Source organism: Ralstonia sp. RL (assembly GCF_001683835.1).
Lineage (GTDB): Bacteria > Pseudomonadota > Gammaproteobacteria > Burkholderiales > Burkholderiaceae > Ralstonia > Ralstonia mannitolilytica.
On sequence record NZ_LWRX01000191.1, the window covers coordinates 1 to 26509 of the forward strand.

General features: G+C 63.7%; 27 protein-coding genes and 1 pseudogene. All 28 read right to left on the reverse strand.

The genetic code is table 11. The annotated features are described in order from the left end of the window. Window positions 1-940: pseudogene (locus tag A6M56_RS18340) on the reverse strand (IS481 family transposase); the annotation flags it as partial. Window positions 941-1114: 174 nt separating this feature from the next. Further along, window positions 1115-1738, reverse strand: coding sequence for an urease accessory protein UreG (gene ureG / locus A6M56_RS18345; RefSeq protein ID WP_027681054.1), 624 nt, complete (start codon window positions 1736-1738; stop codon window positions 1115-1117). Between the two features lie 11 nt (window positions 1739-1749). After that, window positions 1750-2439 (reverse strand): urease accessory protein UreF, encoded by a 690-nt coding sequence (locus A6M56_RS18350; protein WP_045787896.1) that lies wholly within the window; start codon window positions 2437-2439, stop codon window positions 1750-1752. Continuing rightward, window positions 2432-3058 carry an urease accessory protein UreE gene (gene ureE, locus A6M56_RS18355; RefSeq protein ID WP_102080266.1) on the reverse strand — a complete coding sequence of 209 codons (627 nt, stop codon included), beginning with the start codon at window positions 3056-3058 and terminating at the stop codon, window positions 2432-2434. The genes A6M56_RS18350 and ureE overlap by 8 nt, the downstream gene beginning before the upstream one ends. A 436-nt stretch (window positions 3059-3494) precedes the next feature. Then, window positions 3495-5213, reverse strand: coding sequence for an urease subunit alpha (ureC, locus tag A6M56_RS18360; RefSeq protein WP_045787189.1), 1719 nt, complete (start codon window positions 5211-5213; stop codon window positions 3495-3497). A 13-nt stretch (window positions 5214-5226) separates the two neighbouring features. Further along, window positions 5227-5532, reverse strand: coding sequence for an urease subunit beta (locus A6M56_RS18365; protein WP_012762288.1), 306 nt, complete (start codon window positions 5530-5532; stop codon window positions 5227-5229). 13 nt (window positions 5533-5545) lie between these two features. Next, window positions 5546-6163: a HupE/UreJ family protein gene (locus A6M56_RS18370; RefSeq protein ID WP_027681050.1), complete on the reverse strand. Its 618-nt coding sequence runs from the start codon at window positions 6161-6163 to the stop codon at window positions 5546-5548. Between the two features lie 54 nt (window positions 6164-6217). Next, window positions 6218-6520, reverse strand: a complete 303-nt coding sequence (ureA, locus tag A6M56_RS18375) for an urease subunit gamma (protein WP_045206205.1) — start codon at window positions 6518-6520, stop codon at window positions 6218-6220. A gap of 79 nt (window positions 6521-6599) precedes the next feature. Then, window positions 6600-7487: an urease accessory protein UreD gene (locus A6M56_RS18380; RefSeq protein ID WP_102079932.1), complete on the reverse strand. Its 888-nt coding sequence runs from the start codon at window positions 7485-7487 to the stop codon at window positions 6600-6602. A gap of 102 nt (window positions 7488-7589) precedes the next feature. Next, the gene (gene urtE, locus A6M56_RS18385; protein ID WP_045787193.1) at window positions 7590-8282 is read right to left on the reverse strand and encodes an urea ABC transporter ATP-binding subunit UrtE; all 693 of its coding nucleotides are present in this window, start codon (window positions 8280-8282) and stop codon (window positions 7590-7592) included. A 141-nt stretch (window positions 8283-8423) separates the two neighbouring features. Next, entirely contained in the window at window positions 8424-9275 is an 852-nt protein-coding gene (urtD, locus tag A6M56_RS18390) for an urea ABC transporter ATP-binding protein UrtD (RefSeq protein ID WP_045787194.1), read from the reverse strand. Beyond that, window positions 9272-10453 carry an urea ABC transporter permease subunit UrtC gene (urtC, locus tag A6M56_RS18395; protein WP_102079933.1) on the reverse strand — a complete coding sequence of 394 codons (1182 nt, stop codon included), beginning with the start codon at window positions 10451-10453 and terminating at the stop codon, window positions 9272-9274. The genes urtD and urtC overlap by 4 nt, the downstream gene beginning before the upstream one ends. 1 nt (window position 10454) lies before the next feature. Continuing rightward, window positions 10455-12065 (reverse strand): urea ABC transporter permease subunit UrtB, encoded by a 1611-nt coding sequence (urtB, locus tag A6M56_RS18400; RefSeq protein WP_045787897.1) that lies wholly within the window; start codon window positions 12063-12065, stop codon window positions 10455-10457. 105 nt (window positions 12066-12170) lie between these two features. Then, on the reverse strand, window positions 12171-13433 hold the full coding sequence (urtA, locus tag A6M56_RS18405) for an urea ABC transporter substrate-binding protein (protein WP_045787196.1): 1263 nt from the start codon (window positions 13431-13433) through the stop codon (window positions 12171-12173). A gap of 260 nt (window positions 13434-13693) precedes the next feature. After that, a complete protein-coding gene (locus A6M56_RS18410; protein WP_045787197.1) occupies window positions 13694-14173 on the reverse strand; it encodes a MaoC family dehydratase in 480 nt (159 codons plus the stop codon). 37 nt (window positions 14174-14210) lie between these two features. Further along, window positions 14211-14681, reverse strand: coding sequence for a MaoC family dehydratase (locus A6M56_RS18415; protein WP_045787198.1), 471 nt, complete (start codon window positions 14679-14681; stop codon window positions 14211-14213). Between the two features lie 56 nt (window positions 14682-14737). Beyond that, window positions 14738-15868 (reverse strand): acyl-CoA dehydrogenase family protein, encoded by a 1131-nt coding sequence (locus A6M56_RS18420; RefSeq protein WP_102079934.1) that lies wholly within the window; start codon window positions 15866-15868, stop codon window positions 14738-14740. A gap of 25 nt (window positions 15869-15893) precedes the next feature. After that, entirely contained in the window at window positions 15894-17090 is a 1197-nt protein-coding gene (locus A6M56_RS18425; protein ID WP_045787200.1) for an acyl-CoA dehydrogenase family protein, read from the reverse strand. A gap of 84 nt (window positions 17091-17174) precedes the next feature. Then, window positions 17175-17639, reverse strand: a complete 465-nt coding sequence (locus A6M56_RS18430; protein ID WP_045787201.1) for a DUF1178 family protein — start codon at window positions 17637-17639, stop codon at window positions 17175-17177. 137 nt (window positions 17640-17776) lie between these two features. Beyond that, window positions 17777-18394: an NUDIX domain-containing protein gene (locus tag A6M56_RS18435; protein WP_102079935.1), complete on the reverse strand. Its 618-nt coding sequence runs from the start codon at window positions 18392-18394 to the stop codon at window positions 17777-17779. A gap of 43 nt (window positions 18395-18437) precedes the next feature. After that, entirely contained in the window at window positions 18438-18743 is a 306-nt protein-coding gene (locus tag A6M56_RS18440; protein ID WP_045787203.1) for a DUF2818 family protein, read from the reverse strand. 13 nt (window positions 18744-18756) lie between these two features. After that, window positions 18757-20232 carry an NADH-quinone oxidoreductase subunit NuoN gene (nuoN, locus tag A6M56_RS18445; RefSeq protein WP_045787204.1) on the reverse strand — a complete coding sequence of 492 codons (1476 nt, stop codon included), beginning with the start codon at window positions 20230-20232 and terminating at the stop codon, window positions 18757-18759. A 16-nt stretch (window positions 20233-20248) separates the two neighbouring features. Continuing rightward, complete coding sequence (locus tag A6M56_RS18450) at window positions 20249-21715, reverse strand: NADH-quinone oxidoreductase subunit M (protein ID WP_045787205.1); 1467 nt, start codon at window positions 21713-21715, stop codon at window positions 20249-20251. 12 nt (window positions 21716-21727) lie between these two features. Further along, window positions 21728-23785, reverse strand: coding sequence for an NADH-quinone oxidoreductase subunit L (gene nuoL / locus A6M56_RS18455; RefSeq protein WP_045787206.1), 2058 nt, complete (start codon window positions 23783-23785; stop codon window positions 21728-21730). 27 nt (window positions 23786-23812) lie between these two features. Further along, window positions 23813-24124: an NADH-quinone oxidoreductase subunit NuoK gene (gene nuoK / locus A6M56_RS18460; RefSeq protein ID WP_004630788.1), complete on the reverse strand. Its 312-nt coding sequence runs from the start codon at window positions 24122-24124 to the stop codon at window positions 23813-23815. A gap of 17 nt (window positions 24125-24141) precedes the next feature. Then, entirely contained in the window at window positions 24142-24774 is a 633-nt protein-coding gene (locus A6M56_RS18465) for an NADH-quinone oxidoreductase subunit J (RefSeq protein WP_062738376.1), read from the reverse strand. Window positions 24775-24928: 154 nt separating this feature from the next. Then, window positions 24929-25420 carry an NADH-quinone oxidoreductase subunit NuoI gene (gene nuoI / locus A6M56_RS18470; RefSeq protein ID WP_003261939.1) on the reverse strand — a complete coding sequence of 164 codons (492 nt, stop codon included), beginning with the start codon at window positions 25418-25420 and terminating at the stop codon, window positions 24929-24931. Window positions 25421-25440: 20 nt separating this feature from the next. Continuing rightward, on the reverse strand, window positions 25441-26505 hold the full coding sequence (gene nuoH / locus A6M56_RS18475; protein ID WP_045787208.1) for an NADH-quinone oxidoreductase subunit NuoH: 1065 nt from the start codon (window positions 26503-26505) through the stop codon (window positions 25441-25443). Window positions 26506-26509: the final 4 nt, after the last annotated feature.

Below are 26509 nucleotides of genomic sequence, written 5' to 3' on the forward strand. Positions count from 1 at the left end.
ACCACGTGCACGAGAGCCTGCATGCCGAGTCGGTCAGCCGAGCACTGAAGATGGGGCGTGGCCAGGTCGATGGCCTGGTGCGGACGCTCGCAGTTATAGACGGTGCGCCAGGCATCCAGCGCGTGCTGGACGGCCTCGCAAGAGGCGAAGTAGCGCCCGGCCAGGGCCTCGGCCTTGAGCGTGCGGTGGAAGCGCTCGTCCTTGCCGTCGGTCTGCGGGTGGGCCGGGCGGCTGTAGCCCAGGCGCACACCGAGGGGGATAAGCCAGACGCCCAGGCCCGTAAGTTGCCCTGACTGGTAGGGCTGCCCCAGGGCGCCCCGTTATCGGCATTGATGCGCAGCGGCAGCCCATAGCGCTCGAAGGCCTGGCGCAAGTGGCGCTGCACGACCGCGCTCTGCGTCTGCGTGCAGGCGGCCAGCACCAGGTTGAAGCGGGAGTGATCGTCGATCACGGTCAGCGGCGAGCAGCGCTGGCCGTCGGCCAACGCGAACCCGCCCTTGAAGTCCATCTGCCAGAGCTGGTTCGGTTCGGCGTGCTCGAAACGCTGCCAGGGCGTGGAGGCGTTTGAGGCTTCGGGTGCAATCAACCCATGCCGATGCAGGATGGACGTCACGGTGCTGGGTGCCGGTACATCACTCCAGCCCAAGTCGGCCAAGCGGCGGCTGATCTTGCGCCCGCCCCACGCAGGGTGCTGCTGGCGTAGCGCGATGACAGCCTGTTCAAGCGGGGCGTCGGTACGCATCGGGCTGTGCGAGGGACGGCGCGTCCGGTCAGCCAGACCGGCGTCCCCCGACTCAACGTAACGTGCCAGCCACTTGTAGCCGGTCTGCGGGCTGATGCTGAAGCGCCGGCACAGTTCGCGCCGATTACTCCCTTCCTGCAGGGCCAGTAGAACGAATTCCTGACGAAGGCTCATGGTGTCTCGTGTGCTCCAGGGCATGGCCTGACCTCCGAGCGAATGTGCCGCTCAAAGTGTCAACCATGTCCTCGCACACCTGTCACCTATGTCTCCGGTCCGTACAGCAAGACAAAGAAAGTAAGTCTTGCCCGGCAGGGTACGAAACAGAGATGAACCACAACCGCCCACCGCAGGCAACACACCGCCCCAAAAACTCTAGCCCCCCACCAACATCCCCTGCTTCTCAATAAACCGAATCACCTCATCCAACCCACCCTGCGCCCGCAGATTGCACATCACGAACGGCCGGTCGCCGCGCATCTTGCGCGTATCGCTCTCCATCACCTCCAGTGATGCCCCGACATACGGCGCCAGGTCCGTCTTGTTGATGATGAGCAGGTCCGACTTGGTGATGCCCGGGCCGCCCTTGCGGGGGATTTTCTCGCCGCCCGCCACGTCGATCACATAGATGGTCAGGTCCGACAGCTCGGGGCTGAACGTCGCCGCGAGGTTGTCCCCGCCCGACTCAATGAAGACCACATCCGCATCCGGAAACTTGGAGAGCATGCGATCCACCGCTTCGAGGTTGATCGACGCATCTTCACGGATGGCCGTGTGCGGGCAGCCGCCCGTCTCGACGCCCATGATGCGTTCGGCCGGCAGCGCGCCGGAGATGGTCAGCAGGCGCTGATCTTCCTTCGTATAGATGTCGTTGGTGATCGCCACGAGGTCGTAGCGCTCGCGCATGGCCTTGCAGAGCATTTCGAGCAGCGTGGTCTTGCCGGAGCCCACCGGGCCGCCCACGCCAACGCGCAGGGCAGGAAGTTTCTTGGTTCGCATGTTGATCAGGTTCAGGATCGAAAGAGTCGTGAGTATTGCGTTTCATGCCGGGCAGACAACACGCCCAGCCCGGGCGAAAACGTAGACAGTTCAGGCGGATGACAGGCCGCACGCCGGGTAGCCTCTTCGACCGCACGCGCCACCGCTGCGTGCAGGCCAAAGAGAATCCGTTGCCCTGCAGCCTGCCCGAGCGGCACGGCCTTCACCGCCGCTGCCATCTGGTTTTCCACCCAGGCAAAGCAGTACGCCGTCACGCCGTCGCGCGGGTCGACATTCAGTGCGGCAGCGGCGGCGGCAAAGGCGGTCGGAAACGTCACTGAAGCGCGCGCGGCCAATGCGCTGCGCAGTGCTTCGTCGCCCCACGCCATCTGCTGGATGAGGCGACTGAGCGACCAGCCCATCTGCGACGTTTCGAGCCGCAGCTCGCGCGTCTCGCGGGTCGCGAGGAACCACGCATCGCGCTCGGCCACGGCATCGAAGCGGCCGGCCTGCCAATCGGCAAACTGCAGCAGCCACAACGGCGCCTCGCAGGCGGCCAGCACGTCGAGCCCCTCAACAATCCACGCGGCAGCCGACGCCTCATCGGTCACGTGCCGCACGTCCACCGCCGCCTCCAGCCCCTGCGAATAGCTGAACGCGCCCACCGGCAGCGCCGGGGACGCGAGATGCAGCAAGGCGGTGAGCTGCGCCGCGTTAGTCATGGTGATGGTGGTGATGGCCGCAGCCGGGGCCATGCACATGGCCGTGGTCGTGGTCGTGCTCGTGGCCGTGGTCATGCGCGTGACTGTGGCCATGATCGTGCCCGTGGTGCTCGTGGTAGAGCGCCTGTGCGGCCGCGTAGTCCTCTTCGAACGTCGCATCGTGGCCGTGACGATGGCCGCCGCCATAAGCGCCCGCCTCGGGCTCGAACGGCGCTTCCACATGCGCGACGGTCACGCCGAGGCGGACCAGCATGTCTTCAAGCACCGGATCGGCCTCGAGCTGCAGCACATCGGCGCTGACCTGCACGGGCGTGTGGCGATTGCCGAGGTGGTAGGCAGCGCGCATCAGCGCAAGACGGTTGTCGCTGCTCACGCGCAGGACCTGTTCAGGGGCGGCCTGCACTTCCACCAGTGTGCCGTCTTCAGCGACCAGCACATCGCCGCCGCGCATGACGGTGCCGCGCGGCAGCACGACGGCCACTTCACGGCCATCGTCGAGCGTGGCGCGCAGGCGGCTGCGGCTGCGCTCCAGGAAGGGGAGCACCAGCTTGGGCGCACGCTTGACCAGCACGGAGGCCAGACCATGTGGTGCGGGGAGGTGTTTGTTGATGGAAAGCATTTTTACGACCTGATTCGTCATCCAACTATGAAGCTCGAAGTTCTGAACTCCACGCGCTGAGTTCAGAACTCCAAGCATCGAGTTCGGAACTCCGGGCGTCGAGTTCAGAACTCCAAGCACCGGGTTCGGAACTTCAAGCGTGGAGTTCTGAACTCCAAACGTGGGGTTCTGAACTTCAAAGGTTCAGTTCCGAACCTCAAGCGTCGAGTTCTGAACCTCAAGCGTTGGGTTCCTAGACACCAAGCACCGGGTTCGGAACTTCAAGTGTCGAGTTCTGATCTCCAAGCGTGGAGTTTTGATCTCGGCGTGGCAGCGCATTTCTCATTTCACCCCCTGCCGGGAGCGACTCACTTTCTTTGTCTTGCCAAAGAAAAGTAGGTCGTGCCCGGCAGGGTACGAAAAGGGGATGGACCACCAAGGCCCTTTCCCCAAAAACTCAAAACAAAAAGTACCTCTGCGCCATCGGCAACACCTCCGCCGGCTCACAAGTCAACACCGTCCCATCCGCCACCACCTGATACGTCTCCGGGTCCACAGTAATGTCAGGCCGCCAGTCGTTATGAATCATGTCCGCCTTGCTCACAGTACGCGTGCCCTTGACCACCGCTGTCGTCTTGGCCAACCCATACTGCTCCGCCACGCCAGCCGCAGCAGCTGATTGCGACAGAAACGTCAACGACGTCCGCCCCAGCGCCCCGCCCGCCGACCCAAACATCGGCCGATAGTGCACCGGCTGCGGTGTCGGGATCGACGCATTCGCATCGCCCATCGCCGCAGAGGCAATCATCCCGCCCTTGAGGATCAGGCTCGGCTTCACGCCAAAGAACGCCGGCTTCCACAGCACGAGGTCTGCCCACTTGCCGACTTCAACCGAGCCGACTTCATGTGCGATGCCGTGCGTGAGCGCGGGGTTGATCGTGTACTTCGCCACGTACCGCTTGACGCGGAAATTGTCATGCCCGCCGCGCGCATCGTTCGGATCACCGGCCAGCTTGCCGCGCTGCACCTTCATCTTGTGGGCGGTCTGCCACGTACGCAGTACGACTTCGCCGACGCGGCCCATGGCTTGCGAGTCGCTGGAGATCATCGAGAACGCGCCGAGGTCGTGCAGGATGTCTTCGGCGGCAATCGTCTCGCGGCGGATGCGGCTCTCGGCAAAGGCGATGTCTTCGGCGATGGACGCATCGAGGTGATGGCACACCATCAGCATGTCCAGGTGCTCGTCCAGCGTGTTGACGGTGAACGGCCGCGTCGGGTTGGTCGACGACGGCAGTACGTTCGATTCACCGCACACGCGGATGATGTCGGGCGCGTGCCCGCCGCCCGCGCCTTCGGTGTGATACGTGTGGATCGTGCGGCCTTTGAATGCGGCGACGGTGGCCTCGACAAAGCCCGATTCGTTCAACGTATCGGTGTGGATGGCGACCTGCGTGTCGGTGTCGTCCGCCACGCCCAGGCAGCAGTCGATGGCGGCAGGCGTGGAGCCCCAGTCTTCGTGCAGCTTCAGGCCGATGGCGCCTGCGTCGATCTGCTCGCGCAGCGCGCCCGGCAGGCTGCCGTTGCCCTTGCCCAGGAAGCCGATGTTCATCGGGTACGCATCCGCGGCCTGCAGCATGCGCTGCATGTACCACGGGCCCGGCGTGCAGGTGGTGGCGTAGGTGCCGGTGGCGGGGCCGGTGCCGCCGCCGATCATCGTCGTCACGCCACTGTTGAGCGCCTCGTCGATCTGCTGCGGGCAGATGAAGTGGATGTGCGAGTCGACGCCGCCAGCGGTGACGATCATGCCCTCGCCCGCGATGATCTCGGTGCCGGGGCCGATGACGATGGTCACGCCGGGCTGGATGTCCGGATTGCCCGCCTTGCCGATCGCCGAGATGCGGCCGTGCTTCAGGCCGATGTCGGCCTTGACGATGCCCCAGTGGTCGATGATCAGCGCGTTGGTGATGACGGTGTCGGCGCAGTCCTTCGATTCGCGCTGGCTCTGACCCATGCCGTCGCGGATGACCTTACCGCCGCCGAATTTCACTTCCTCGCCGTAGAGGGTGAAGTCGCGTTCGACTTCGACGATGAGTTCGGTATCGGCCAGGCGCACGCGGTCGCCGGTCGTGGGGCCGAACATTTCCGCATACGCGCGGCGATTGATCTTCAATGTCATGTCCGTGTCTCGCTCAAAGCTTGCCCATCACGCGGCCGGCAAAGCCGTAGACCACGCGGTCACCGGCCAGCGCCACGAGTTCGACCGTGCGCTCCTGCCCCGGCTCGAAGCGCACGGCGGTGCCGGCGGCGATATTGAGCCGATACCCGCGCGCGGCTTCGCGGTCAAAGCGCAGCGCGTCATTCACTTCATAGAAGTGGTAGTGCGAGCCGATCTGCACGGGGCGGTCGCCGGTGTTGGCCACCGTGACCGTCACCGTCGCGCGGCCTGCATTGAGTTCGAGATCGCCGTCTTGCGGCAGGAGTTCACCGGGGATCATGGTGCAAGCCCCCTCAGATGGCCGTGACGAGCAGGCCTGCGCCGTACAGCGCCACGCCCACGCCCGACAGACGCGCCAGCCATGCCAGACGCGGCTTCAGCGCAAAGCCCGCGCCGATGCCGGCGGTGTGCAGCAGCGCCGTCGCCACGGCAAAGCCGCCGACGAAATACGGGAACATGGCCTGCGCCCCGGCGGGGAATTCCGTGCCGTGCGCATAGCCATGGAACAGCGCGAACGCGCCGCACAGCAGCGCACCGCCCCACGTCGGCAGCTGCGCGCGTGCGGCAATCAGCAGGCCGAACACGAGCAGCGATGCGGCGATCATCGGCTCCGCCATCGGCACCGCCACGCCGCCTGCGCCCAGCAGCGCGCCCAGGATCATCAACGCGACAAAGGCGACGGGCGCCCACAGCGCATCGCGCACCGAGCGCGAGGCCAGTGCGCTCCACACGCCCACGGCCACCATCGCCAGCAAGTGGTCTGCGCCTGTGAGCGGATGCAGGAACCCGGCGAGCAGGCTGCCCTCAGCGGTATGGCCCGGATGCCCCGGGTGGGCAAACGCGATGGAGGCGCCAAACGTAAGCGCGATGGCCGCAGCGGGCCGGACGAAGCGAGACAGGGTTGGCGTCATGGCAGGACTCGTAGTGGTGAGTGGCGTGCGGACTTCAAACTTGGAAATCAAAATTCAAACGATGGGGTGGTGGACGGTGACGAGCTTCGTGCCGTCCGGGAACGTGGCTTCGACCTGGATGTCGGGAATCATCTCGGCCACGCCGTCCATCACGTCATTGCGCGTGAGAAGCGTCGTGCCGTAGTGCATCAACTCGGCGACCGTCTTGCCATCGCGTGCGCCTTCCATGATGGCGGCGCTGATGAAGGCGACGGCTTCCGGGTAATTGAGCTTGAGGCCGCGGCCCTTGCGGCGCTCGGCCAGCAAGGCGGCGGTGAAGATCAGCAGCTTGTCTTTTTCGCGCGGGGTCAGTTCCACGAGGGGCTCTCTTCGGTGAGGGTCAATTCAGTTCAGTGCAGATCGGGCGATGCGAGGTCGGGTCGCCAACATGTGGCCGTCATGTAGACCAGAGGCGCAGCGGACGGCCCGCCACGCCATGCATCGGTTCGCGCAGCGCAAGCCACGTCTGTGACAGCAACGCGCGCGCATCTTCGGGCCGGCGTGCGAGCACGCGCAGCAACAAAACGTTTGGCAGGCCGGGCGCATCTTGCGTGAGACACGTGACGCCCGCGCGCAGGTCGGCGTTGTACGGCAGGTGCTCGGCCATCGATTCGGCGAGGGCTTCGGTGGCGCCCTCGCCCACGGCCCACAGCGTGCCGACCACGTGGAAGCCGGCCATGCCCGTCGTCGCATTCAGCACGGGCGATTGCGCGTCGAACGCGGCAGACTCGATCCACAGCGGCTGACCGTTGCAACGCAGAGCGGTGCGCATGGCGATGCGGCCTTCGGCCCATGATTCACCGGCGGCGTGGCGGCCGAGCATGGTGGTGTCCCAACCGATGGCGGTGGCGCCGGGTGCCAGGTCCAGCGTCAGGTCGATGATCGGGCGGGCCTGGTTGAAAACGATGTTCTCTTGCGGCAGCCAGTCGAGCCGCGCCCCCGCCTCCGCCCGGATGGCAACGCGCTGCGTGGCCGTGCGGCCGAGCGACTTGTACCACTTGGTGGCGCCGGGCGTGGTCAGCACGGCGTGCGCATCGGCACCGAGTTCGATGTCGATATCGAGTACATCGCCGCCGGCAATGCCTGCAGGCGGATGCAGCATGACGGCATGGCACACGCCCTCGCCTTCCGGATACAGCGCCTTCTGCACCCGCAGCGGCCCCTGATGCCGGCACGTGGCCAGCACGGTGCGCTCACCGCGCCGTGCAAACGCCAGGTGCAGCGAGGCTTCCCAGGACGCGAACGAATCGGTCTGCGGCGGGACAGGAAAATCGGGATGGCGCATCAGGAAGGCAGCACGGCGGCTAGGAATTTTCTCATCATAGCCAGATGCCACAGATTTGGCATTCGACATTTTCCGTCGAATACCGGGACATCAGCCGGGGCATCAAACGGCGACCAGATCACGCACGCCATCAGCTTCCATATTGGCGCCGTCGCCCTGGGCGATGACCTCGCCACGGCTCATGACGACGTAGCGGTCGGCAATGCTGCGCGCAAAGTCGTAGTACTGCTCGACCAGCAGCACCGACATGCCGAACTCGTCCACCAGGCGCCGCAGCGTGCGGCCGATCTCCTGGATGATCGACGGCTGGATGCCTTCGGTCGGCTCGTCCAGGATCAGCAGGCGCGGCTCGCTCATCAGCGCGCGGCCGATGGCGAGTTGCTGCTGCTGGCCGCCAGACAGATCGCCGCCGCGCCGGCCCTTCATCTCCTTGAGCACTGGAAACAGCTCGTAGATGGAATCGGGCACCTTGGACGGCGCGCGCTTGGCGGCCGCGCCAATCAGCAGGTTCTCTTCCACCGTCAGCCGCGGAAAGATCTCGCGCCCCTGCGGCACATAGGCGAGCCCCTGCGAGACACGCTCATACGCGGGCAGCTTCTGGATGGTGCGCCCTTCCCAATCGATCGCGCCGCTGGCGGTGGGCACCACCCCCATCAAGCATTTGAGCAGCGTCGTCTTGCCCACGCCGTTACGGCCAAGCAGCGTGGTCAGCTTGCCCGTAGGGGCGTCAAAACTGACGTTGCGCAGGATGTGGCTGCCGCCGTAGTACTGGTTCAGTTGTTGGACCTGCAACATCGCGTTCTTTCCTTTTGCCTTGAGAAGGCTCTGAAAAACGTAGCGAGCGGTCCGATGTTGGCCCGAGAAGCGCAGCCGTACACGGGTACGGCGAGCATCACAGGGGCAAGATCGGGACGCGCAGTAGCTTTGCGGAGCCTTCTAACGCCCCAGATAGGATTCGATCACTCGCTCATCGCGCTTGACGGCGTCGAGCGTGCCTTCGGCCAGGACGCTGCCCTCAGCCAGCACGGTCACGCGCCCTTCTGCCCCCGCCAGGGCGGCGACAAACTCCATGTCGTGTTCCACGACCATGATCGAGCACGTGCCACGCAGGCCGTTGAGCAACGTTGCAAGCTGCATCGTCTCTTCATCCGTCATGCCGGCGACAGGCTCATCAAGCAGCAGCAGTTGCGGTTGCTGCATCAGCAGCATGCCGATCTCCAGCCGCTGTTTCTGCCCGTGCGAGAGCAGCCCGGCGGGCCGATAGGCCTCCGCTTCCAGGTGGATGCGGCCGAGCGTTTCTTCGATGCGCTGGCGGCCGTCGCTCAGCAGACGCGCGCGCAGCGAGACCCACCAGCGCTTGTCGGCCTTCATGGCCAGTTCCAGGTTTTCCCACACGGTGTGCTGCTCGAACACGGTCGGCTTCTGAAACTTGCGGCCGATGCCGATCTGCGCGATGCGCGGCTCGGTCAGGCGCAGCAGGTCGATGGTCTGGCCGAGGAAGACACGGCCGGTCACGTCGGCATTGCGCGGCCCGGTCTTGCCGGTAATCACGTCCATCATCGTGGTCTTGCCCGCGCCGTTGGGGCCGATGATGCAGCGCAGCTCGCCGTGGTCGATCGACAGCGTGAGCGCGTTCAGTGCGCGAAAGCCGCCGAAGCGCACGGTCACGTCTTCGAGATACAGAATGGCGCCGTGCGAGACGTCGATCGTGTCCGGCTCGACCAGATGGCCCATGCCGGTGGCGGTGCCCGTCTCGGCACGGTCGGGGAGTTCGGTGAACGTGCTCATGCGTGGTCTCCGGCGGGCGGCGTGGCGGCGGCCGCTTCGCTCGGCGGTGCGGCGGGTGTCGGCAAGCGCTTTTGCAGGCGCCATTGGTTCATCAGTCCCAGCACACCGTTTGGCAGATACAGCGTGACCAGCACAAAGATCGCGCCCAGCACGAACAGCCAGTACTCCGGCACCCATGCGGTCAGCAGCGTCTTCGCGCCGTTGACGAGGAACGCGCCGATGATGGGGCCGATCAACGTGCCGCGCCCGCCCACGGCCACCCACACGGCCATCTCGATGGAGTTGCCCGGCGACATCTCGCCTGGGTTGATGATGCCGACCTGCGGCACGTAGAGCGCGCCCGCAATGCCGCACAGCACGGCGGAGAACGTCCAGACGAACAGCTTGTAGCCGAGCGGGTTGTAACCGGAGAACATCACGCGCGCTTCGGCATCGCGAATGGCGGTGACCACGCGGCCGAACTTGGACGTGACGATGGCGCGGCAGGCGATGAACGCCAGCACGAGCGCCACGAACGTCGCCACGAACAGCACCGTGCGCGTCGGCAATGCGGAGATCGGGAAGCCGAGGATGCGTTTGAAATCCGTAAAGCCGTTGTTGCCGCCAAAGCCCGTCTCGTTACGGAAGAACAGCAGCATGGCCGCATACGTCATCGCCTGCGTGATGATCGACAGGTAGACGCCTTTGACGCGCGAGCGGAAGGCAAAGAAGCCGAACAGCCACGCCAGTACGCCGGGCACCAGAATCACCAGCAGCATCGCCCAGGCGAAATGCTCGGTGCCATGCCAGAACCACGGCAGCTCCTTCCAGTCGAGGAAGACCATGAAGTCCGGCAGGTCGCTCTTGTACACGCCTTCGCGGCCGATGGAGCGCATCAGGTACATGCCCATGCCATAACCGCCGAGCGCGAAGAACAGCCCGTGCCCGAGGCTCAGGATGCCGCAATAGCCCCACACCAGATCGAGCGCCAGCGCCGCGAGCGCGTAGCACATGATCTTGCCGATGAGCGTGAGCGCATACGCCGACAGATGCAGCGGGCTACCCTCCGGCACCAGCAGCGCGCACACCGGCGCGCCAATGCACACGATGAGCGACACGAGCACCAGCGCAGACCACCCGCGCCCCGACAGCAGCGGCATGCGCGCCGGGATATCGAGAGAGAACTTGGTCGTCGTCATATCAGGCCTCGGCGCTGCGGCCCTTCAGGGCGAACAGGCCCTGCGGACGCTTCTGGATGAACAGCACGATCAGCACCAGCACGATGATCTTTGCCAGCACCGCGCCATAGAACGGCTCGATGAATTTGTTGATGAGACCCAGCCCGAACGCACCGATGATCGTGCCGGCCAGTTGCCCCACCCCGCCCAGCACCACGGCCATGAACGAATCGATGATGTAGCTCTGGCCGAGGTCCGGCCCGACGTTGCCGAGCTGCGAGAGCGCGCAGCCGCCCAGGCCGGCAATACCGGCACCGAATGCAAACGCGTAGCTGTCGACCTTCCACGTGCGCACGCCAACGCAGGCCGCCATCGTGCGGTTCTGCGTGGTGGCCCGCACGAACAGGCCCAGGCGCGTGCGGTTGAGCACCGCCCACGCAATCGCCACCACGGCCAGCGCAAACAGCAGGATGACGAGCCGGTTGTACGGCAGCACGAGGCCCGGATACAGCGCAATGCCGCCGCTCATCCAGCTCGGGTTCGCCACCTCCACGTTCTGCGCACCGAAGATCGAACGCACGGCCTGCATCAGCAGCAGGCTGATCCCGAACGTGGCGAGCAGCGTTTCGAGCGGACGGCCATACAGGTGACGCAACACCAGCCGCTCCAGCGCAAAGCCGACGATGGCCGCCGCCAGGAACGCAGCAGGCAGCGCCGCGGGCAGATACCAGTCGAACGCGTTCGGAAAGTAGTTGCGGAAAATCGTCTGCACCACGTAGGTGGCGTAGGCACCGATCATCAGGAACTCACCGTGCGCCATGTTGATGACGCCGATGAGCCCGTAGGTGATGGCTAGCCCAAGCGCCGCCAGCAGCAGCACCGAGCCGAGGCTCAGCCCCGCAAACAGGTTGCCGACCAGCTCGGCCTTGCGTTGCTGCGCGGCGAGGCCGTCGAGCGCCTGTTGGGCCGCGGCGCGCAGTTCATCGTCTGCGCCGCTGTCCTTGGCAAGCAACGGGGCGATGCGCTGGCGCGTCTGCGGGTTGGTGTCGCCCGCAAGCAGCTTGAGCGCCTCGAGCTTCTCGGCATGCGTGCCGTCGTCAAGCGCGAGATTGGCCCAGAGGACATGCAGCTTGCTGCGCAACTCCGGATCGGTTTCATGCTTGCGTGCGGCATCGACAATGGGGCGCGACGCCGTCTCGGGATGCGCAAGCAACGTATCGACGGCCTGCGCGCGCACGGCACGATCGGGCGATTGCAGCACGAAGCCGCTCGCCGCGCTGTCCACTTGCGCACGCAGGGCATTGTTCAGTGTGAGGGACTGCAGATCGTCGGCCTTGACGGTGACGGGTTGGCCAGTGATCGCGTCCAGGTACTTCTCGCCGTCCTGACGCACCATGCCGGCGGCAGGCGCGAAGAACAACGCGTCGTTCTGCAAGGCTTGCAGAATCGGCCCGGCTTGTTCGGCGGGCGCAGCGGTCAGCGCGTTGAGCGCCTTGACCTTGGCATCGAAGTCGTCTCCGGCCAGAGGCTTGAGGTCGGCCTGAGTGAGCGGCTGCCCTGCGGCCCACGATTGGGCGGCAGGTACAGCCACCAAGCACAGGGCGCACAGCAGTGCGGCAAGAAAGCGGGTCATGGCAATCCGATGCGTGGCGGCCGGCACGGAGCCCGGCCAGCCACGTCGTACAGCGTCGTTCAAAAGGCGGCCATGCTCGTCACATGGCCGGCCCGCGAGGTCACATCACTTGCTTGCAACCATGTCGGGCTTGCCTTCGTTGCCGGGGATGTACGGGCTCCACGGCTTGGCGCGGATCACCGTCGGCGTCTTCCACACGACGTTGAACTGGCCATCGCCCCTGACCTCGCCAATCATCACGGGCTTGCTCAGGTGATGGTTGTTGTTCATCACGAGCGTGTAGCCCGACGGCGCCTTGAACTGCTGGCCGTACATCGCCTGACGCACCTTGTCCACGTCGGTGGTGCCGGCCTTTTCGACGGCCTGCTTCCACATCATGATGCCGACGTAGGTCGCTTCCATCGGGTCGTTGGTGACGCGCTTGTCGCCGCCCGGCAGGTTGTTGGCCTTGACCCATGCAGCCCACTTCTTCTTGAAGTCTTCGTTGACGGGGTTCTTGACCGACATGAAGTAGTTCCATGCGGCAAGCTGGCCGGCCAGCGGCTTGGTGTCGATGCCGCGCAGCTCTTCCTCACCGACCGAGAACGCCACCACCGGCACATCCTTGGCCTTCAGGCCCGCGTTGCCGAGTTCCTTGTAGAACGGCACGTTGGAGTCGCCGTTGATGGTCGAGATGACCGCAGTCTTGCCGCCCTGCGAGAACTTCTTGATGTTGGCAACGATGGTCTGGTAATCGGAGTGGCCGAACGGCGTGTAGACCTCTTCGATGTCGCTGTCCTTCACGCCCTTGCTGTGCAGGAACGCGCGCAGGATCTTGTTGGTCGTGCGCGGATAGACGTAATCGGTACCGAGCAGGAAGAAGCGCTTGGCACCGCCGCCTTCCTTGCTCATCAGGTATTCCACGGCCGGAATGGCCTGCTGGTTAGGCGCCGCGCCAGTGTAGAAGACGTTCTTCGACATTTCTTCGCCTTCGTACTGCACCGGGTAGAACAGCAGGCCGTTCAGCTCTTCATACACCGGCAGCACCGACTTGCGCGACACCGACGTCCAGCAGCCGAACGTCACGGCCACCTTGTCCTGCGTGAGCAGCCCGCGCGCCTTCTCGGCAAACAGCGGCCAGTTCGACGCCGGATCCACTACCACCGGCTGGAGCTTGCGGCCCAGCACGCCGCCGCTCTTGTTGATCTCGTCGATGGTCATCAGCGCCACGTCTTTCAACGACGTTTCGGAGATCGCCATGGTGCCTGAGAGCGAATGCAGGATGCCGACCTTGATCGGATCCTTTGCCTGCGCAAACGCCAGGCTCGACATGGACAACAGCGTTGCGCCAGCGACGGCTGACAGCTTCAACAGCTCACGACGTTTCATTGCGGCTCCTCTTGTTGGTAGTGAGAACGACTCCCGGGGCCGAAAGTGCAACTACCGTGCCATCGCTTTTCGCTCGCTCGATGGGAAATCGGCGCCAAAACGGTGCCAATACCGCTCCAACTCCGCGCATTGGGGCGTGGTCGTGCTCAGACGTGGGGCAGGCGTCGATAAGCAACAAAACGGGCGAAGCGCAAGCTCACGCGCGCGCAAAAAGAAAGGCCGGCATTGCGCCGGCCCTTGGAAGCCTGAAGAGCGTGCCGCTAGGAGTAGCGGCGCGAGATCGTTTCTGCCACGCACACCGGGCGCTCCTGTCCTTCACGCTCGAACGTCACGGCCCACGTCATCTGTGCACCGGTCAGGGCGGGGGCATTGGGCAGCGGCGGCAGCAGCTCCATCTCGAGCAGCTTCACGCGCGCTCGCACGCGGCTGCCAACCGGCACGGGTGCCGTAAAGCGGACCCGGTTCAGGCCGTAATTGACGCCCATTTTCACGTCGGACATCTTCAGGGCCTTCTCCATCAGCATCGGCAACAGCGACAGCGTCAGGAACCCGTGCGCCACCGGCGCGCCAAACGGCGATTCGCGCTTGGCGCGTTCCACATCGACGTGAATCCACTGGTGATCGCCCGTGGCCTCGGCAAACAGGTTCACCTGGTGCTGCGTGATCTCGGTCCAGTCGCTCACCGCGACTTCCTGGCCGACCAGCCCCTTGAGCTCGTCGAGCGATTCGATGATGCGCATGTGGTTTGTCTCCTCGGGTGGTGGAATGCGCAGCGAATCAGACTTTGGGCCGGCGGCCGAACAAGCCCATGCCAGTCACCGTGCAGACCAGTTCGCCGCGCTGGTTGCGTGCTTCCCAGCGGTTGACCGCCACGCCGCGATCCGGCTTCGACTGGGACGGCCGCACTTCCATACACGTGCTCGACACCGACAGCGTATCGCCCGGATACACCGGCTTGATCCAGCGGATCTCGTCCACGCCAGGCGAACCCATGCTGGCCGCCTTGCTCAGGAAACCCTGCACCATCAGCCGCATCATGATCGAGCATGTCATCCAGCCGCTCGAAATGATCCCGCCGTAGATGCTGTGCTTGGCCGCCTCTTCGTCGATGTGGAACGGCTGGGGATCGTACTGCCGCGCAAAAGTCAGGATCTCTTCTTCGGTGACGGTGTACGTGCCCATCTCCAGCGTACGGCCGACCTCGAAATCGTCGAAGTAAAACTCGTACGACCGCGTTGCTTCTACCATGTTGTCTCCTCCAAATGACAACGCCCCGCACGAATGCGGGGCGCTCGAACTTGCGCTTATGCTGCGTTCTTGAAGCCCGCCAGCGATGCGAACCGTGCCAGGTGGTGATCCACGTCGCCCAGCGTCGTGTTGATCATCGTCAGGCGCTTGAACATGTGCGCGGCCGGCAGCTCGTTCGTCACGCCCATGCCGCCGTGCAACTGCACGGCTTCCTGGCCGACGTCACGCGCTGCCTGACCCACGCGCGCCTTGGCCGCCGACACATAACGGCGGCGCGCCTCGGCATCGCCGTCCTCAAAGTGCGCGGCAGCGAGATACGTGATCGAACGCGCCTGCTCCGCGTGGATGAACATGTCGACCATGCGGTGCTGCAGCGCCTGGAAGCGTGCGATCGGCACGCCGAACTGCTGCCGCGTCTTCGTATATTCGAGCGTGGCGGCATTCAGCGCATCGATCAGGCCGATCGCTTCCGCGCACAGCAGCACGCAGCCCAGGTCTGCGACGGCATCGATCGTCTCCCATGCCTCGCCGACCTTGCCGAGCAGCGTGGCCGGCGCGTTGTCGAAGCGGATGTCAGCGGCACGCAGGTTGTCGATGGTGCGGTAGTCCTTGACCGCCACACCGGCTGCATCGTGGTCAACCAGGAACAGCGACAGGCCGGCAGTGTCACGCGCTTCGCCGCCGGTGCGTGCCGACACGATGAGCTTGCCGGCCTGCGCGCCGTGCACGACGACGGTCTTCTCGCCCGTAAGCGCCCAGCCGCTGCCCTGCTGGGCGGCGCGCGTCGTCACGTTGAAGAGTTCGTAGCGCGACTGGCGTTCGTGGAACGCGATGGCGAGCTTCACGGCGCCACCGGCCACGTCTTCGAGCAGTGCGTCCTGTCCGCCCGCCAGCTTGAGTGCCTGGGCACCGAGCACGGTGGCCTGATAGGGCTCCACCACGAGGCCACGGCCGAGTTCCTGGATCACTACCAGGAGGTCCATCGCGCGGCCGTCAAAGCCGCCTTGTGCTTCCGGCACTGGCAACGCGGTGAGGCCCAGTTCGGCCAGCGCGTCCCAGTGCGCCTGGGACACGCCTTCGGGCGAGTACACCACCTTGTTGCGCGCCTCGAAACCGTAGTCCTTGTCGATGAAGCGGCGCACTGCATCGGCCAGTTGCTTCTGTTCGTCGGTGAACGAGAAATCCATGGTTGTCTCCGTTATCCGTTGCTCGTTAGACGCCGAGGATCATCTGGCTGATGATGTTGCGCTGGATCTCGTTCGACCCGCCGTAGATCGAGGTCTTGCGATAGTTGAAGTAGTACGGTGCCAGGGGCGCGGCATCGTTGTCGCCCGTGATGGCCTGTTGCGTTTCGCCTTCCAGGTAGCTGGGGTCGAACGGCTGGGCATACGGCCCGGCAGCCTCGACCATCAGCTCGGTCAGCATCTGCTGGATCTGCGTGCCCTTGATCTTGAGCAGCGACGCCTCCGGGCCGGGCCCCTTGCCGGCGCTCTCGCTCGACACCACGCGCAGCACCGTCATTTCGAGGGCCAGGAGTTCGATCTCGAGCGAAGCCACCTTGGCCGCGAACACCGGATCCTCCAGCAGCGGCTTACCGTTCTTCTGATGCTGCAGAGCGACGCGCTTGAGGAACGCCAGTTCGCGCTTGGAATTGCCCACGCGCGCAATGCCGGTGCGCTCATGGCCGAGCAGGTACTTGGCGTACGTCCATCCACGGTTTTCTTCGCCGATGAGGTTTTCAACCGGCACCTTCACGTTGTCGAAGAACACCTCGTTCACTTCGTGTTCTTCATCGAGCATGATGATCGGCCGCACGGTGATGCCCGGCGTCTTCATGTCGATGAGCAGGAACGAGATGCCTTCCTGCTTCTTGGCTTCCGGGTCCGTGCGCACGAGACAGAAGATCATGTCGGCGTGCTGGCCGAGCGTGGTCCAGGTCTTCTGGCCGTTGACGATGTAGTGATCGCCCTCGCGCACGGCGCGTGTCTTGAGCGAGGCCAGGTCCGAACCGGACCCCGGCTCGGAATAGCCCTGGCACCACCAATCTGTGCAGTCCAGAATGCGCGGCAGGTAGTAGCGCTTCTGCGCTTCGTTGCCGTACTTCATGATGACCGGCGCCACCATGCTCACGCCAAACGGCAGCACGCCGGGCGCGCCAATCTGCGCGCACTCTTCGTCCCAGATGTGCTTCTGGATGGGAGACCAGCCCGTGCCGCCCCACTCGACAGGCCAGTGCGGCACGGACCAGCCCTTGGCCGCGAGCGCCTTGTGCCAGCGGACGAAATCGTCGCGGTTCAGGCGGCGGTGGTTCAACACCTTGTCCTGGATGTCCTTGGGCAGGTTGGCTTGCAGCCAGCTGCGGACTTCCTGGCGGAACGCATCGTCGGCCGCCGAGTAGTTCAGATCCATGCCTGTCTCCTGTGGTTGGCTCTCCGCTGCGGCAAACCAGCGAAGAACGTTCTTGTCGGACCGGCGCGGACCCGAATCGGGCAACTAGTGCACGGGCTGCTTGAGCGCCTCGGGCACCAACAGCGGCATCACGTCGATGCCCTCCTCTGCCAGCTCCCGCGCTTCTTCCAGCGAGGCCGTCCCGCGAATCCCGCGCTCCGGCGCCTCGTTGTAATGCATACGGCGCGCCTCTTCGGCAAACCGCTCGCCAACGTCCTCCGTATTGGCCAGGACATGGCGGACGGCCTTCAGATAGAGCTGCTGCAGGGTCGCGGCTTGCGCGCGAGCCTCGCTTGCCGCTGCCTTGGCGGTGCCGTCCTTCGCGGAGGTCTCCGCCCGGGACGACGACAGGTTCAGGCGCGGTGCACTCGGCAGGCGCTCAACCTCGGTGTGACCGCAAACCGGGCACGTCAACAGCCCGCGTTCCTGCTGCGATTGGAGGTCGGCATCGGAGCCGAACCAGCCTTCGAAGCGGTGGTCATTGGCACAGCGGAGGTCCAGCACTTTCATGATCGGTCCAGCGCGTGGGGATGAGTGTATCCCCGATTCGGAAATTTGTGAACGGTCGTGCTAATTTTTTCGCACGACCGTTCGCCACAGGATTGACTAACAGAAGATGGGGGCGGAAAACCGCAAGTACAAGCGGATCAGGCGCCACTCGGGGCCCACGCGCCCGACAAGATCTTCTCGAGCCAGAACACCCCGATGATGGTTTTCACGTCGGAGATCTTGCCCTCGCGCACCCAGTCGATCAACTGGCCTGCCGGCGCGATGAAGGTCTCCAGGAACTCGCCTTCGTCAAGCGCGGCATCGCCCTGCTTCAGGTCGCGCGCAAGATAGATGTCGATAAATTCGGTGGAGTACGAAATGACCGGATGGATGCGCGTGAGATAGTCCCAGCGCTCGGCCGTGTAGCCGGTTTCCTCGCGCAGTTCGCGCTTGCCGCATGCCAGTCCGCCTTCTTCCGGGTCGAGCTTGCCGGCCGGGAACTCGATCATCACCTGCCCGACCGGGTAGCGAAATTGCCGCTCCATCAGCACGGTACCGTCATCAAACAGCGGAATCATCATGACGGCGCCTGGATGGATCAGGTATTCCCGGCTGGCATGGCGCCCGTCCGGCAGGCGGACAATGTCCTGCTTGAGCGTCAGGAACTTCCCCTGGTGCATCAAGGCAGACGCAATGGGGGTCTCGCGCAGGCCGGCATCGGCATCGTCCGCGGCGTTGGCGGGGGTGTTCGGGTTCGGTGGGGTGGAATCGGACATGGCAGGCTCTCATGCCGAGACAGAGAGGACCTGCCCGGCGGGTTCAACGGGGATGACGAACCAGGTATTGCCAAGTGAAGCCGGGAAACGCAAACACCAGCATCAGGCAAGCGGTGATCGCGTAGAACTGCCAGCCCTGCGCAAACGCATTGCCCTGGCTCGATTCAATGCCGAAGCCGACCAGCCCAACCACCACATACATGGCAATCAGCTCGGCGCCGCGCAGCCAGAACGGCTTGCGCGGCCAGCGTGCCGGCACCAGGGCGAGCACGCGTTGATTGACGAACGGCAGGTTCGCACACACCAGTGCCAACACGATGACAAACAGGCCGCCCGTCGAGGTGCTCATGGTGCCGGCTACTTTACGAAGCCAGCGTGAGGCGAATGGCCTGGTAGCACAGGCTCATCAGGCCGGCCGGGAAGATGCCGAGCACCAGCACCAAGAGGCCATTGACGGACAGCAGCGAGCGCAGGCCGAAGGTCGCTTCCACGGGGCCCTCGTCGGCCGGTGCATCGAAGTACATCACCTTCACGACACGCAGGTAGTAGAACGCACCCACCAGAGAGAACAGGACCGCCACCACGGCGAGCCACGGCATGCCTGCATCGACCACCGCGCCCAGCACCGACAGCTTGGCATAGAAGCCGACCGTCGGGGGCAGGCCCGCCAGCGACATCATCATGAACAGCATGAGCAATGCAAACCACGGGCTCTTCTTCGACAAGCCCTTCAGGTCGGCGATCTCCTCGGCCTCGTAGCCTTTGCGCGCCAGCAGCAGGATCACGCCGAAGGCGCCCAGCGCGGTCAGCACGTACGTGATGGCGTAGAACATCGACGCACTGTAGGCTTGAGCCGTCAGATCCGGCTTGCCGGAGCTCACGCCCGACAACATGCCGAGCAGCAGGAAGCCCATGTGGGACACCGTCGAATAGCCCAGGAGGCGCTTGAAGTTCGTCTGAACCACACCGGTGATGTTGCCGACGGCGAGCGACACGATGGCCAGCACGATCAGCATGTTCTGCCAGTCGAATGCCAGCGGGAGCAGCCCTTCCACCAGGATGCGCAGCGCCATCGCGAACGCCGCCACCTTGGGCGCGCCGGCAATCAGCAGCGTCACTGCCGTGGGCGAGCCTTGATAGACATCCGGCACCCACATGTGGAACGGCGCCACACCGAGCTTGAAGGCCAGGCCGGCAACGATGAAGACCACGCCAAACACGAGGATCGTCTTGTTGATCTCACCGCTCTTGATGGCGTCGAACACCTTGCCCAGTTCGAGCGAACCGGTTGCGCCGTAGAGCATCGACATGCCGTAGAGCAGCAGCCCCGAAGCCAGCGCACCCAGGATGAAGTACTTCATCGCCGATTCGGACGACACGTTGGAGCGACGGCGCAGAGCAACCAGCGTGTACGAAGCGAGCGACAGCAACTCCAGGCCCAGGTACAGCACCAGGAAGTTGTTGCCGGTGATCATAACGACCTGCCCACCCAACGTGAACAAGCCGAACATGTAGAACTCGCCGGCCGACATCTCGCGATCGTTCAGATAGCGGCGCGTATAGACCAGCGTCACGAACAGCGTCAGCGCGCAGAACGACGACAGCACGTTGGCCATCGGGTCGATCACGGCCATGTTGCCGAATGCGTAGTGCGTTTCACCGGCGGCGGCATTCAACGCAAACCAGACCGTCAGCACCAGCGTGATCACCAGCGAGACCGGATAGGCAACGCTGCTCCGGTTCTTGCCGCGCGCCAGATCGATCCAGTTGACGGCACCAATGCCTAGCGCGAGAAAAATGATTGGGGCAACAGCCGCAATGGAGGAGGACGATTGCATAGTTTCTTCTCGCTGCTTACAGCTTGGTCTGGGCCACGTGGTTCAGCAGATTGACCACGGACGCATGCATGACATCGGTGAAAGGCTTCGGATACAGGCCCATGTACAGGGTGGCGATCGCCAGCACGCCCAGCATGAAGAACTCACGGCAATTCAGGTCCTTCAGCTCGGCTACGTGCTTGTGCGTCACATCGCCGAAGATCACGCGCTTGACCATCCACAGCGAATACGCCGCACCAAAGATCAGCGCGGTGGCTGCCAGCAGACCGATCCAGAAATTGAACTGGACCGAACCCAGGATCACCATGAATTCGCCCACGAAGCCCGAGGTGGCCGGCAGACCGCAGTTGGCCATCGCAAAGAAGACCGACAGCGCTGCGAACTTCGGCATCGTGTTCACCACGCCGCCGTAATCGGCGATCTGGCGCGAGTGCACACGGTCATACAACACGCCGATGCACAGGAACATCGCACCGGAGATGAAACCGTGCGAGATCATCTGAACGATGCCGCCCTCGATACCGATCTCGTTGAAGATGAAGAAGCCCAGCGTGACGAAGCCCATGTGGGCGATCGACGAATACGCGACCAGCTTCTTCATGTCGGCCTGCACCAGCGCCACCAGGCCGATGTAGATGACGGCCACCAGCGAGATCGCGATGATGAACGCAGACAGGCTGTGGCTCGCATCGGGTGCGATCGGCAGCGAGAACCGCAGGAAGCCATACGCGCCGAGCTTCAGCATGATCGCGGCCAGCACGACGGAGCCGCCGGTCGGCGCCTCCACGTGGGCGTCCGGCAACCACGTGTGCACCGGCCACATAGGTACCTTCACGGCGAACGCCATGAAGAAAGCGATGAACAACAGGATCTGCTCGTTCATCGACAGCTTGACCTGGTGCCACTGCAGGATTTCGAACGTGCCGCTGTGGAAGTACAGGTACAGCAGTGCGATCAGCATCAGCAGCGAGCCGAGCAGCGTGTACAGGAAGAACTTGATGGCTGCATACACGCGGTTCGGTCCGCCCCACACGCCGATGATGATGTACATCGGAATCAGCGTGGCCTCGAAGAACACGTAGAACAGCAGGCCGTCGAGCGCCGCGAACACGCCAATCATCAGGCCCGACAGGATCAGGAACGCAGCCATGTACTGGGCCACGCGCTCGGTGATCACCTCCCAGGCCGAGATCACGACGATCACGGTGATAAAGGCAGTCAGCACCACGAACCACATCGACAGGCCGTCCACGCCGAGGTAGTAGCTGATGTGGAAGCGCTCGATCCAGGTCGACTTCTCGACGAACTGCATCGCGGCCGTCGACTTGTCGAAGCCCGTGACGAGCGGCAGCGTCATCACGAAGCTGATCAGCGAGCCGATCAGCGACATCCAGCGGACATAACCGGGATTGCGGTCTGAGCCCGAGGCCAACACCAGCACGCCGAAGAAGATCGGCAGCCAGATCGCAAAAGACAGAACCATTTTTGTAATCCCTTATTTGCCTGCCAGGAACACGAAGTACGTCAGCAGCGCTACCGTGCCGATGATCATCGCGAACGCATAGTCATAGATAAAGCCGGACTGGAGCAGGCGCACGACACTCGCGAACCAGCCCACCAGACGCGCGCTGCCGTTGACGACCACGCCGTCGATCACGCCCTGATCGCCGCCCTTCCACAGGCCGCGGCCGAACTTGACCGCCCCGTTGGCAAAGACGATCTCGTTGATCTTGTCCATGTAGTACTTGTTGTCCAGCAGCTTGTAGACGCCGGAGAAACGCTTGGCGATCGCCGCCGGAATATCCGGCCGCTTCAGGTAGAAGAACCATGACAGCACGACACCCGCCACCAGCAGAATGAACGGTGCCGATGTAAAGCCGTGCAGCGCCATCGCCACCCAGCCGTGGAAGTCTTCGGCCAGCACCTTCATGGCTTCATGGTTTTCGCCGTTGAAGATGACTTCCGAAAAGACCACGCCGTGCTTGAAGAACTCACCGAACAGCATCGGCTGGATCGCCATCGCACCGATGATGACCGACGGGATAGCCAGCAGCACCAGCGGCACCGTCACCACCCATGGCGACTCGTGCGGCTTCTCGCCCGGCGCCAGACCATGGTGCTCGTTGCCGCCGTCTTCCTCTTCGTGGTGCTCGTCGTGATGCTGATCGGCCTTGCCGAAACGCTCCTCGCCGTGGAACACCAGGAAATACATGCGGAACGAATAGAACGCGGTCACGAACACGCCGGCCAGCACCGCCCAGTAGGCGAACTGCGCGCCCGGCAGGTGCGATTCACGCACCGCCTCGATGATCGAATCCTTCGAATAGAACCCCGAGAAGAACGGCGTACCGATCAGCGCCAGCGAACCCACGAGCGACGTCAGCCACGTGATCGGCATGTACTTGCGCAGGCCGCCCATGTTGCGCATGTCCTGATCGTGGTGCATGCCGATGATGACCGAGCCGGCACCAAGGAACAGCAGCGCCTTGAAGAACGCGTGCGTCATCAGGTGGAACACGGCCACCTGGTAGGCTGAAGCGCCCAGCGCCACCGTCATATAGCCGAGCTGCGACAGCGTCGAGTACGCCACCACGCGCTTGATGTCGGTCTGGATGATGCCGAGGAAGCCCATGAACAGCGCGGTGATGGCGCCGATGACCAGCACGAACGACAGCGCGGCGTCCGACAGCTCGAACAGCGGCGACATGCGCGCTACCATGAAGATACCGGCCGTCACCATGGTCGCCGCGTGGATCAATGCGGAAATCGGCGTCGGGCCTTCCATCGAGTCCGGCAGCCACACGTGCAGCGGGAACTGTGCGGACTTGCCCATCGCACCGATGAACAGACAGATGCAGGCCACCGTCAGCATGTGCCAGTCGGTGCCCGGGAAGCCAATGGCGGCCAGCTTGTCACGAGCGGCAAACACGTCTGCGTAGCTCAGGCTACCGCTGTATGCGAGCAGCAGACCGATACCGAGCACGAAGCCGAAGTCACCCACGCGGTTGACCAGGAACGCCTTCATGTTGGCGTAGATGGCCGTCGGACGCTTGAACCAGAAACCGATCAGCAGGTACGAGACCAGGCCCACTGCTTCCCAGCCGAAGAACAGCTGCAGGAAGTTGTTGCTCATCACGAGCATCAACATCGAGAACGTGAACAGCGAGATGTAGGCAAAGAAGCGGTTGTAGCCCGGGTCTTCGTGCATGTAGCCGATGGTGTAGATGTGAACCATCAGCGACACGAAGGTCACCACGCACATCATCATCGCCGTGAGCGAATCGATGAGGAAGCCGACTTCCATCTTCAGCGGGCCGAGCGTCATCCATTCATAGACGGTGCCGTTGTAGCCCGCACCATTCATGACATCGGACAGCGTGAGCGCCGAGAGAACAAAGGCGATCGCAACACCAAGGATGGTGACGCTGTGGGACGCCGCGCGGCCGATCTTCTCGCCGAAGAACTTCGTGCCGAACAGCCCGGCGATCGCCGCGCCGGCCAGCGGCGCGAGCGGAATCGCCAGCAGCAGGTTGGGATTGAGCGTGGTTGCCATGGAGCTTCTTATCAGTGGTTGCGCCGGTCAGCCCTTGAGGCTGTCCAGATCGTCGACGTTGATGGTGTCCAGGTTACGGAACAGCACCACCAGGATGGCGAGACCGATCGCGGATTCCGCCGCGGCCACCGTCAGGATGAAAAACACGAACACCTGCCCCGCCAGGTCGCCCAGGTAATGGGAGAACGCGACGAAGTTCAGGTTGACCGCGAGCAGCATCAGCTCGATCGCCATCAGCAGCACGATGACGTTCTTGCGGTTCAGGAAGATGCCGACGATGCTGATGGCAAACAGCACCGCACCGAGCACGAGGTAATGGGCAAGGGATAGCGAAGACATGTGGGTTCTCCCGGGGCTCAGCTGTTCGATTCAGCCGAAGCTGCGCCAGACGACTTTTCCGCCGGCATCGAAACCAGGCGCACGCGGTCCTTGCGTTGCACGCGGATCTGCTCGGCCGGGTTTTGTGTCTTGGTGTCCTTGCGGCGGCGTGCCGTCAGCGCAACGGCTGCGACGATCGCCAGCAGCAGCACCGCGCCCGCCACTTCAAAGGCGTAGATGTAGTCGGTGTAGATCAGCTTGCCGAGCGCCTGCGTATTCGGGCCGTTGAAACCCTTGGGCAATTCCTGCACCGGCTGTACGCGCCCCATGAAGGTCTTGGTCAGCACCACGGCCATTTCCAGGATGATGACAACACCCACGAAGGCGGCCATGGGCACGTAAGTCCAGAAATCCCGCCGCAGGTGCTCGATGTCGATGTCGATCATCATCACCACGAAGAGGAACAGCACCATCACCGCCCCCACGTAGACCAGCACCAGCGTGATGGCCAGAAACTCGGCCTTGAGCAGCATCCAGATCGCCGCCGCGGTAAAGAACGAGAGCACGAGGAACAGCGCCGCGTGCACGGGATTCTTCGCGGTGATGACCTTCAGCGCTGAGAGCACCAGCACGAGCGCGAAACAGTAGAAGATGATCGTCGTGATTTCCATGATCCTGACGCGTGCCGTTTTGCGGCACGCGCTTGTCCAAAGCCGTGGCGGCAAGATTGCGACTTGCCGCCATAGCTGGTTGGCTCACGAGGAGCCGAAGTCCTTGCGGGAGTTCAACTGCGCCGCCCGCCAACTGCCCGGCGGGCGTCCTGAATCAGCGGTACTTTGCGTCAGCCGCCTTGTTGGCCGCGATTTCCGGCTCGAAGCGGTCACCCACGGCCAGCAGCATGTCCTTGGTGAAATACAGGTCGCCGCGCTTCTCACCGTGGTATTCCAGGATGTGCGTCTCGACGATGGCGTCCACCGGGCAAGCTTCCTCGCAAAAGCCGCAGAAAATGCATTTGGTCAGGTCGATGTCGTAGCGCGTGGTACGGCGGGTGCCGTCGTCGCGCTGGTCGGACTCGATCGTGATGGCCAGGGCCGGGCAGACGGCTTCGCACAGCTTGCAGGCGATGCAGCGCTCTTCTCCGTTCGGATAGCGACGCAGCGCATGCAGGCCGCGGAAGCGCGGCGACAGCGGCGTCTTCTCTTCCGGAAAGAGAACGGTGATCTTGCGCGCAAACAGGTAGCGCCCGGTCAGCGCCAGCCCCTTGAAGAGTTCCTTCAGGAGCAGGCTGTTAAAGAATTCCTTGATGGCAAGCAACATGGTGCCTTCCTATTGTCCCGTTACTTCCAGATATTCCACGGCGACACCAACCAGATGGCGACGACGACCAGCCAGCCCACAGTGAGCGGAATGAAGATCTTCCAGCCCAGGCGCATGATCTGGTCATAGCGATAGCGCGGGAACGATGCACGCAGCCAGATGAAGACCGACAGCAGCAGGAAGACCTTGATCAGCAGCCAGAAGAAGCCCGGGATCCAGTTGAACACCGGCGCGTCGATGGGCGGAGCCCAGCCCCCCAGGAACATCGTTGCCGTCATCGCCGAGATGACGATCATGTTGATGTACTCAGCCAGGAAGAACAGCGCGAACGCCATACCGGAGTACTCGATCATGTGGCCGGCCACGATTTCAGACTCGCCTTCGACCACATCGAACGGATGGCGGTTGGTTTCGGCCACGCCGGAGATGAAGTACACGCCGAACATCGGCAGCAGCGGCAGCCAGTTCCACGACAGGATGTTGACGCCGTGGTCTGCAAAGAAGCCGCGGTTCTGCGAGTTGACGATGTCCGAGAGGTTCAGGCTGCCCGTCACCATCAGCACCGTCACCAGCGCGAAGCCCATGGCGATTTCGTACGAGATCATCTGAGCGGACGCACGCATCGCACCCAGGAATGCGTACTTCGAGTTGGAGGCCCAACCCGCCAGGATCACACCGTACACGCCCACCGAACTGATTGCCATCACGTACAGCAGGCCCGCGTTGATGTTCGATACCACGGCTTCCGCCTGGAACGGCACCACCGCCCAGATCGCCACCGCGGGCATCAGCACCATCAGCGGCGCAATGATGTACATGCCTCGGCTGACCGCGCTCGGCACCATGACTTCCTTGAGCAGCAGCTTCAGCACGTCGGCAATCGGCTGCAGGAGGCCCATCGGGCCCACCCGGTTCGGACCCAGGCGCACGTGCATCCAGCCGATGAGCTTGCGCTCCCAGAGGATCAGGTACGCCACACAGAGCAGCAGCGGCACGACGATGCAGACCGCGCGGACCAGCGTCCAGATCAGCGGCCACCAGCCACCAAAGGTGGCGGTACCGAAAGAAGTAATCGACTCGATCATGTTG

What these genes read in the sequence shown, in the direction of transcription:
- urtE (WP_045787193.1), bottom strand. Translation starts at nt 8,282, where the DNA reads ATGTTGCAGGTCCAACAACTGAACCAGTACTACGGCGGCAGCCACATC.
- A6M56_RS18440 (WP_045787203.1), bottom strand. Translation starts at nt 18,743, where the DNA reads ATGAGCACCTCGACGGGCGGCCTGTTTGTCATCGTGTTGGCACTGGTG.
- nuoH (WP_045787208.1), bottom strand. Translation starts at nt 26,505, where the DNA reads ATGATCGAGTCGATTACTTCTTTCGGTACCGCCACCTTTGGTGGCTGG.
- nuoL (WP_045787206.1), bottom strand. Translation starts at nt 23,785, where the DNA reads ATGGCAACCACGCTCAATCCCAACCTGCTGCTGGCGATTCCGCTCGCG.
- urtC (WP_102079933.1), bottom strand. Translation starts at nt 10,453, where the DNA reads ATGACGACGACCAAGTTCTCTCTCGATATCCCGGCGCGCATGCCGCTG.
- A6M56_RS18415 (WP_045787198.1), bottom strand. Translation starts at nt 14,681, where the DNA reads ATGGTAGAAGCAACGCGGTCGTACGAGTTTTACTTCGACGATTTCGAG.
- A6M56_RS18420 (WP_102079934.1), bottom strand. Translation starts at nt 15,868, where the DNA reads ATGGATTTCTCGTTCACCGACGAACAGAAGCAACTGGCCGATGCAGTG.
- urtA (WP_045787196.1), bottom strand. Translation starts at nt 13,433, where the DNA reads ATGAAACGTCGTGAGCTGTTGAAGCTGTCAGCCGTCGCTGGCGCAACG.
- nuoN (WP_045787204.1), bottom strand. Translation starts at nt 20,232, where the DNA reads ATGCAATCGTCCTCCTCCATTGCGGCTGTTGCCCCAATCATTTTTCTC.
- ureC (WP_045787189.1), bottom strand. Translation starts at nt 5,213, where the DNA reads ATGACATTGAAGATCAATCGCCGCGCGTATGCGGAAATGTTCGGCCCC.
- nuoI (WP_003261939.1), bottom strand. Translation starts at nt 25,420, where the DNA reads ATGTTGCTTGCCATCAAGGAATTCTTTAACAGCCTGCTCCTGAAGGAA.
- A6M56_RS18450 (WP_045787205.1), bottom strand. Translation starts at nt 21,715, where the DNA reads ATGGTTCTGTCTTTTGCGATCTGGCTGCCGATCTTCTTCGGCGTGCTG.
- A6M56_RS18425 (WP_045787200.1), bottom strand. Translation starts at nt 17,090, where the DNA reads ATGGATCTGAACTACTCGGCGGCCGACGATGCGTTCCGCCAGGAAGTC.
- A6M56_RS18430 (WP_045787201.1), bottom strand. Translation starts at nt 17,639, where the DNA reads ATGAAAGTGCTGGACCTCCGCTGTGCCAATGACCACCGCTTCGAAGGC.
- A6M56_RS18380 (WP_102079932.1), bottom strand. Translation starts at nt 7,487, where the DNA reads ATGCGCCATCCCGATTTTCCTGTCCCGCCGCAGACCGATTCGTTCGCG.
- A6M56_RS18435 (WP_102079935.1), bottom strand. Translation starts at nt 18,394, where the DNA reads ATGTCCGATTCCACCCCACCGAACCCGAACACCCCCGCCAACGCCGCG.
- nuoK (WP_004630788.1), bottom strand. Translation starts at nt 24,124, where the DNA reads ATGTCTTCGCTATCCCTTGCCCATTACCTCGTGCTCGGTGCGGTGCTG.
- A6M56_RS18350 (WP_045787896.1), bottom strand. Translation starts at nt 2,439, where the DNA reads ATGACTAACGCGGCGCAGCTCACCGCCTTGCTGCATCTCGCGTCCCCG.
- A6M56_RS18370 (WP_027681050.1), bottom strand. Translation starts at nt 6,163, where the DNA reads ATGACGCCAACCCTGTCTCGCTTCGTCCGGCCCGCTGCGGCCATCGCG.
- A6M56_RS18365 (WP_012762288.1), bottom strand. Translation starts at nt 5,532, where the DNA reads ATGATCCCCGGTGAACTCCTGCCGCAAGACGGCGATCTCGAACTCAAT.
- ureE (WP_102080266.1), bottom strand. Translation starts at nt 3,058, where the DNA reads ATGCTTTCCATCAACAAACACCTCCCCGCACCACATGGTCTGGCCTCC.
- A6M56_RS18465 (WP_062738376.1), bottom strand. Translation starts at nt 24,774, where the DNA reads ATGGAAATCACGACGATCATCTTCTACTGTTTCGCGCTCGTGCTGGTG.
- ureG (WP_027681054.1), bottom strand. Translation starts at nt 1,738, where the DNA reads ATGCGAACCAAGAAACTTCCTGCCCTGCGCGTTGGCGTGGGCGGCCCG.
- urtB (WP_045787897.1), bottom strand. Translation starts at nt 12,065, where the DNA reads ATGACCCGCTTTCTTGCCGCACTGCTGTGCGCCCTGTGCTTGGTGGCT.
- A6M56_RS18410 (WP_045787197.1), bottom strand. Translation starts at nt 14,173, where the DNA reads ATGCGCATCATCGAATCGCTCGACGAGCTCAAGGGGCTGGTCGGCCAG.
- urtD (WP_045787194.1), bottom strand. Translation starts at nt 9,275, where the DNA reads ATGAGCACGTTCACCGAACTCCCCGACCGTGCCGAGACGGGCACCGCC.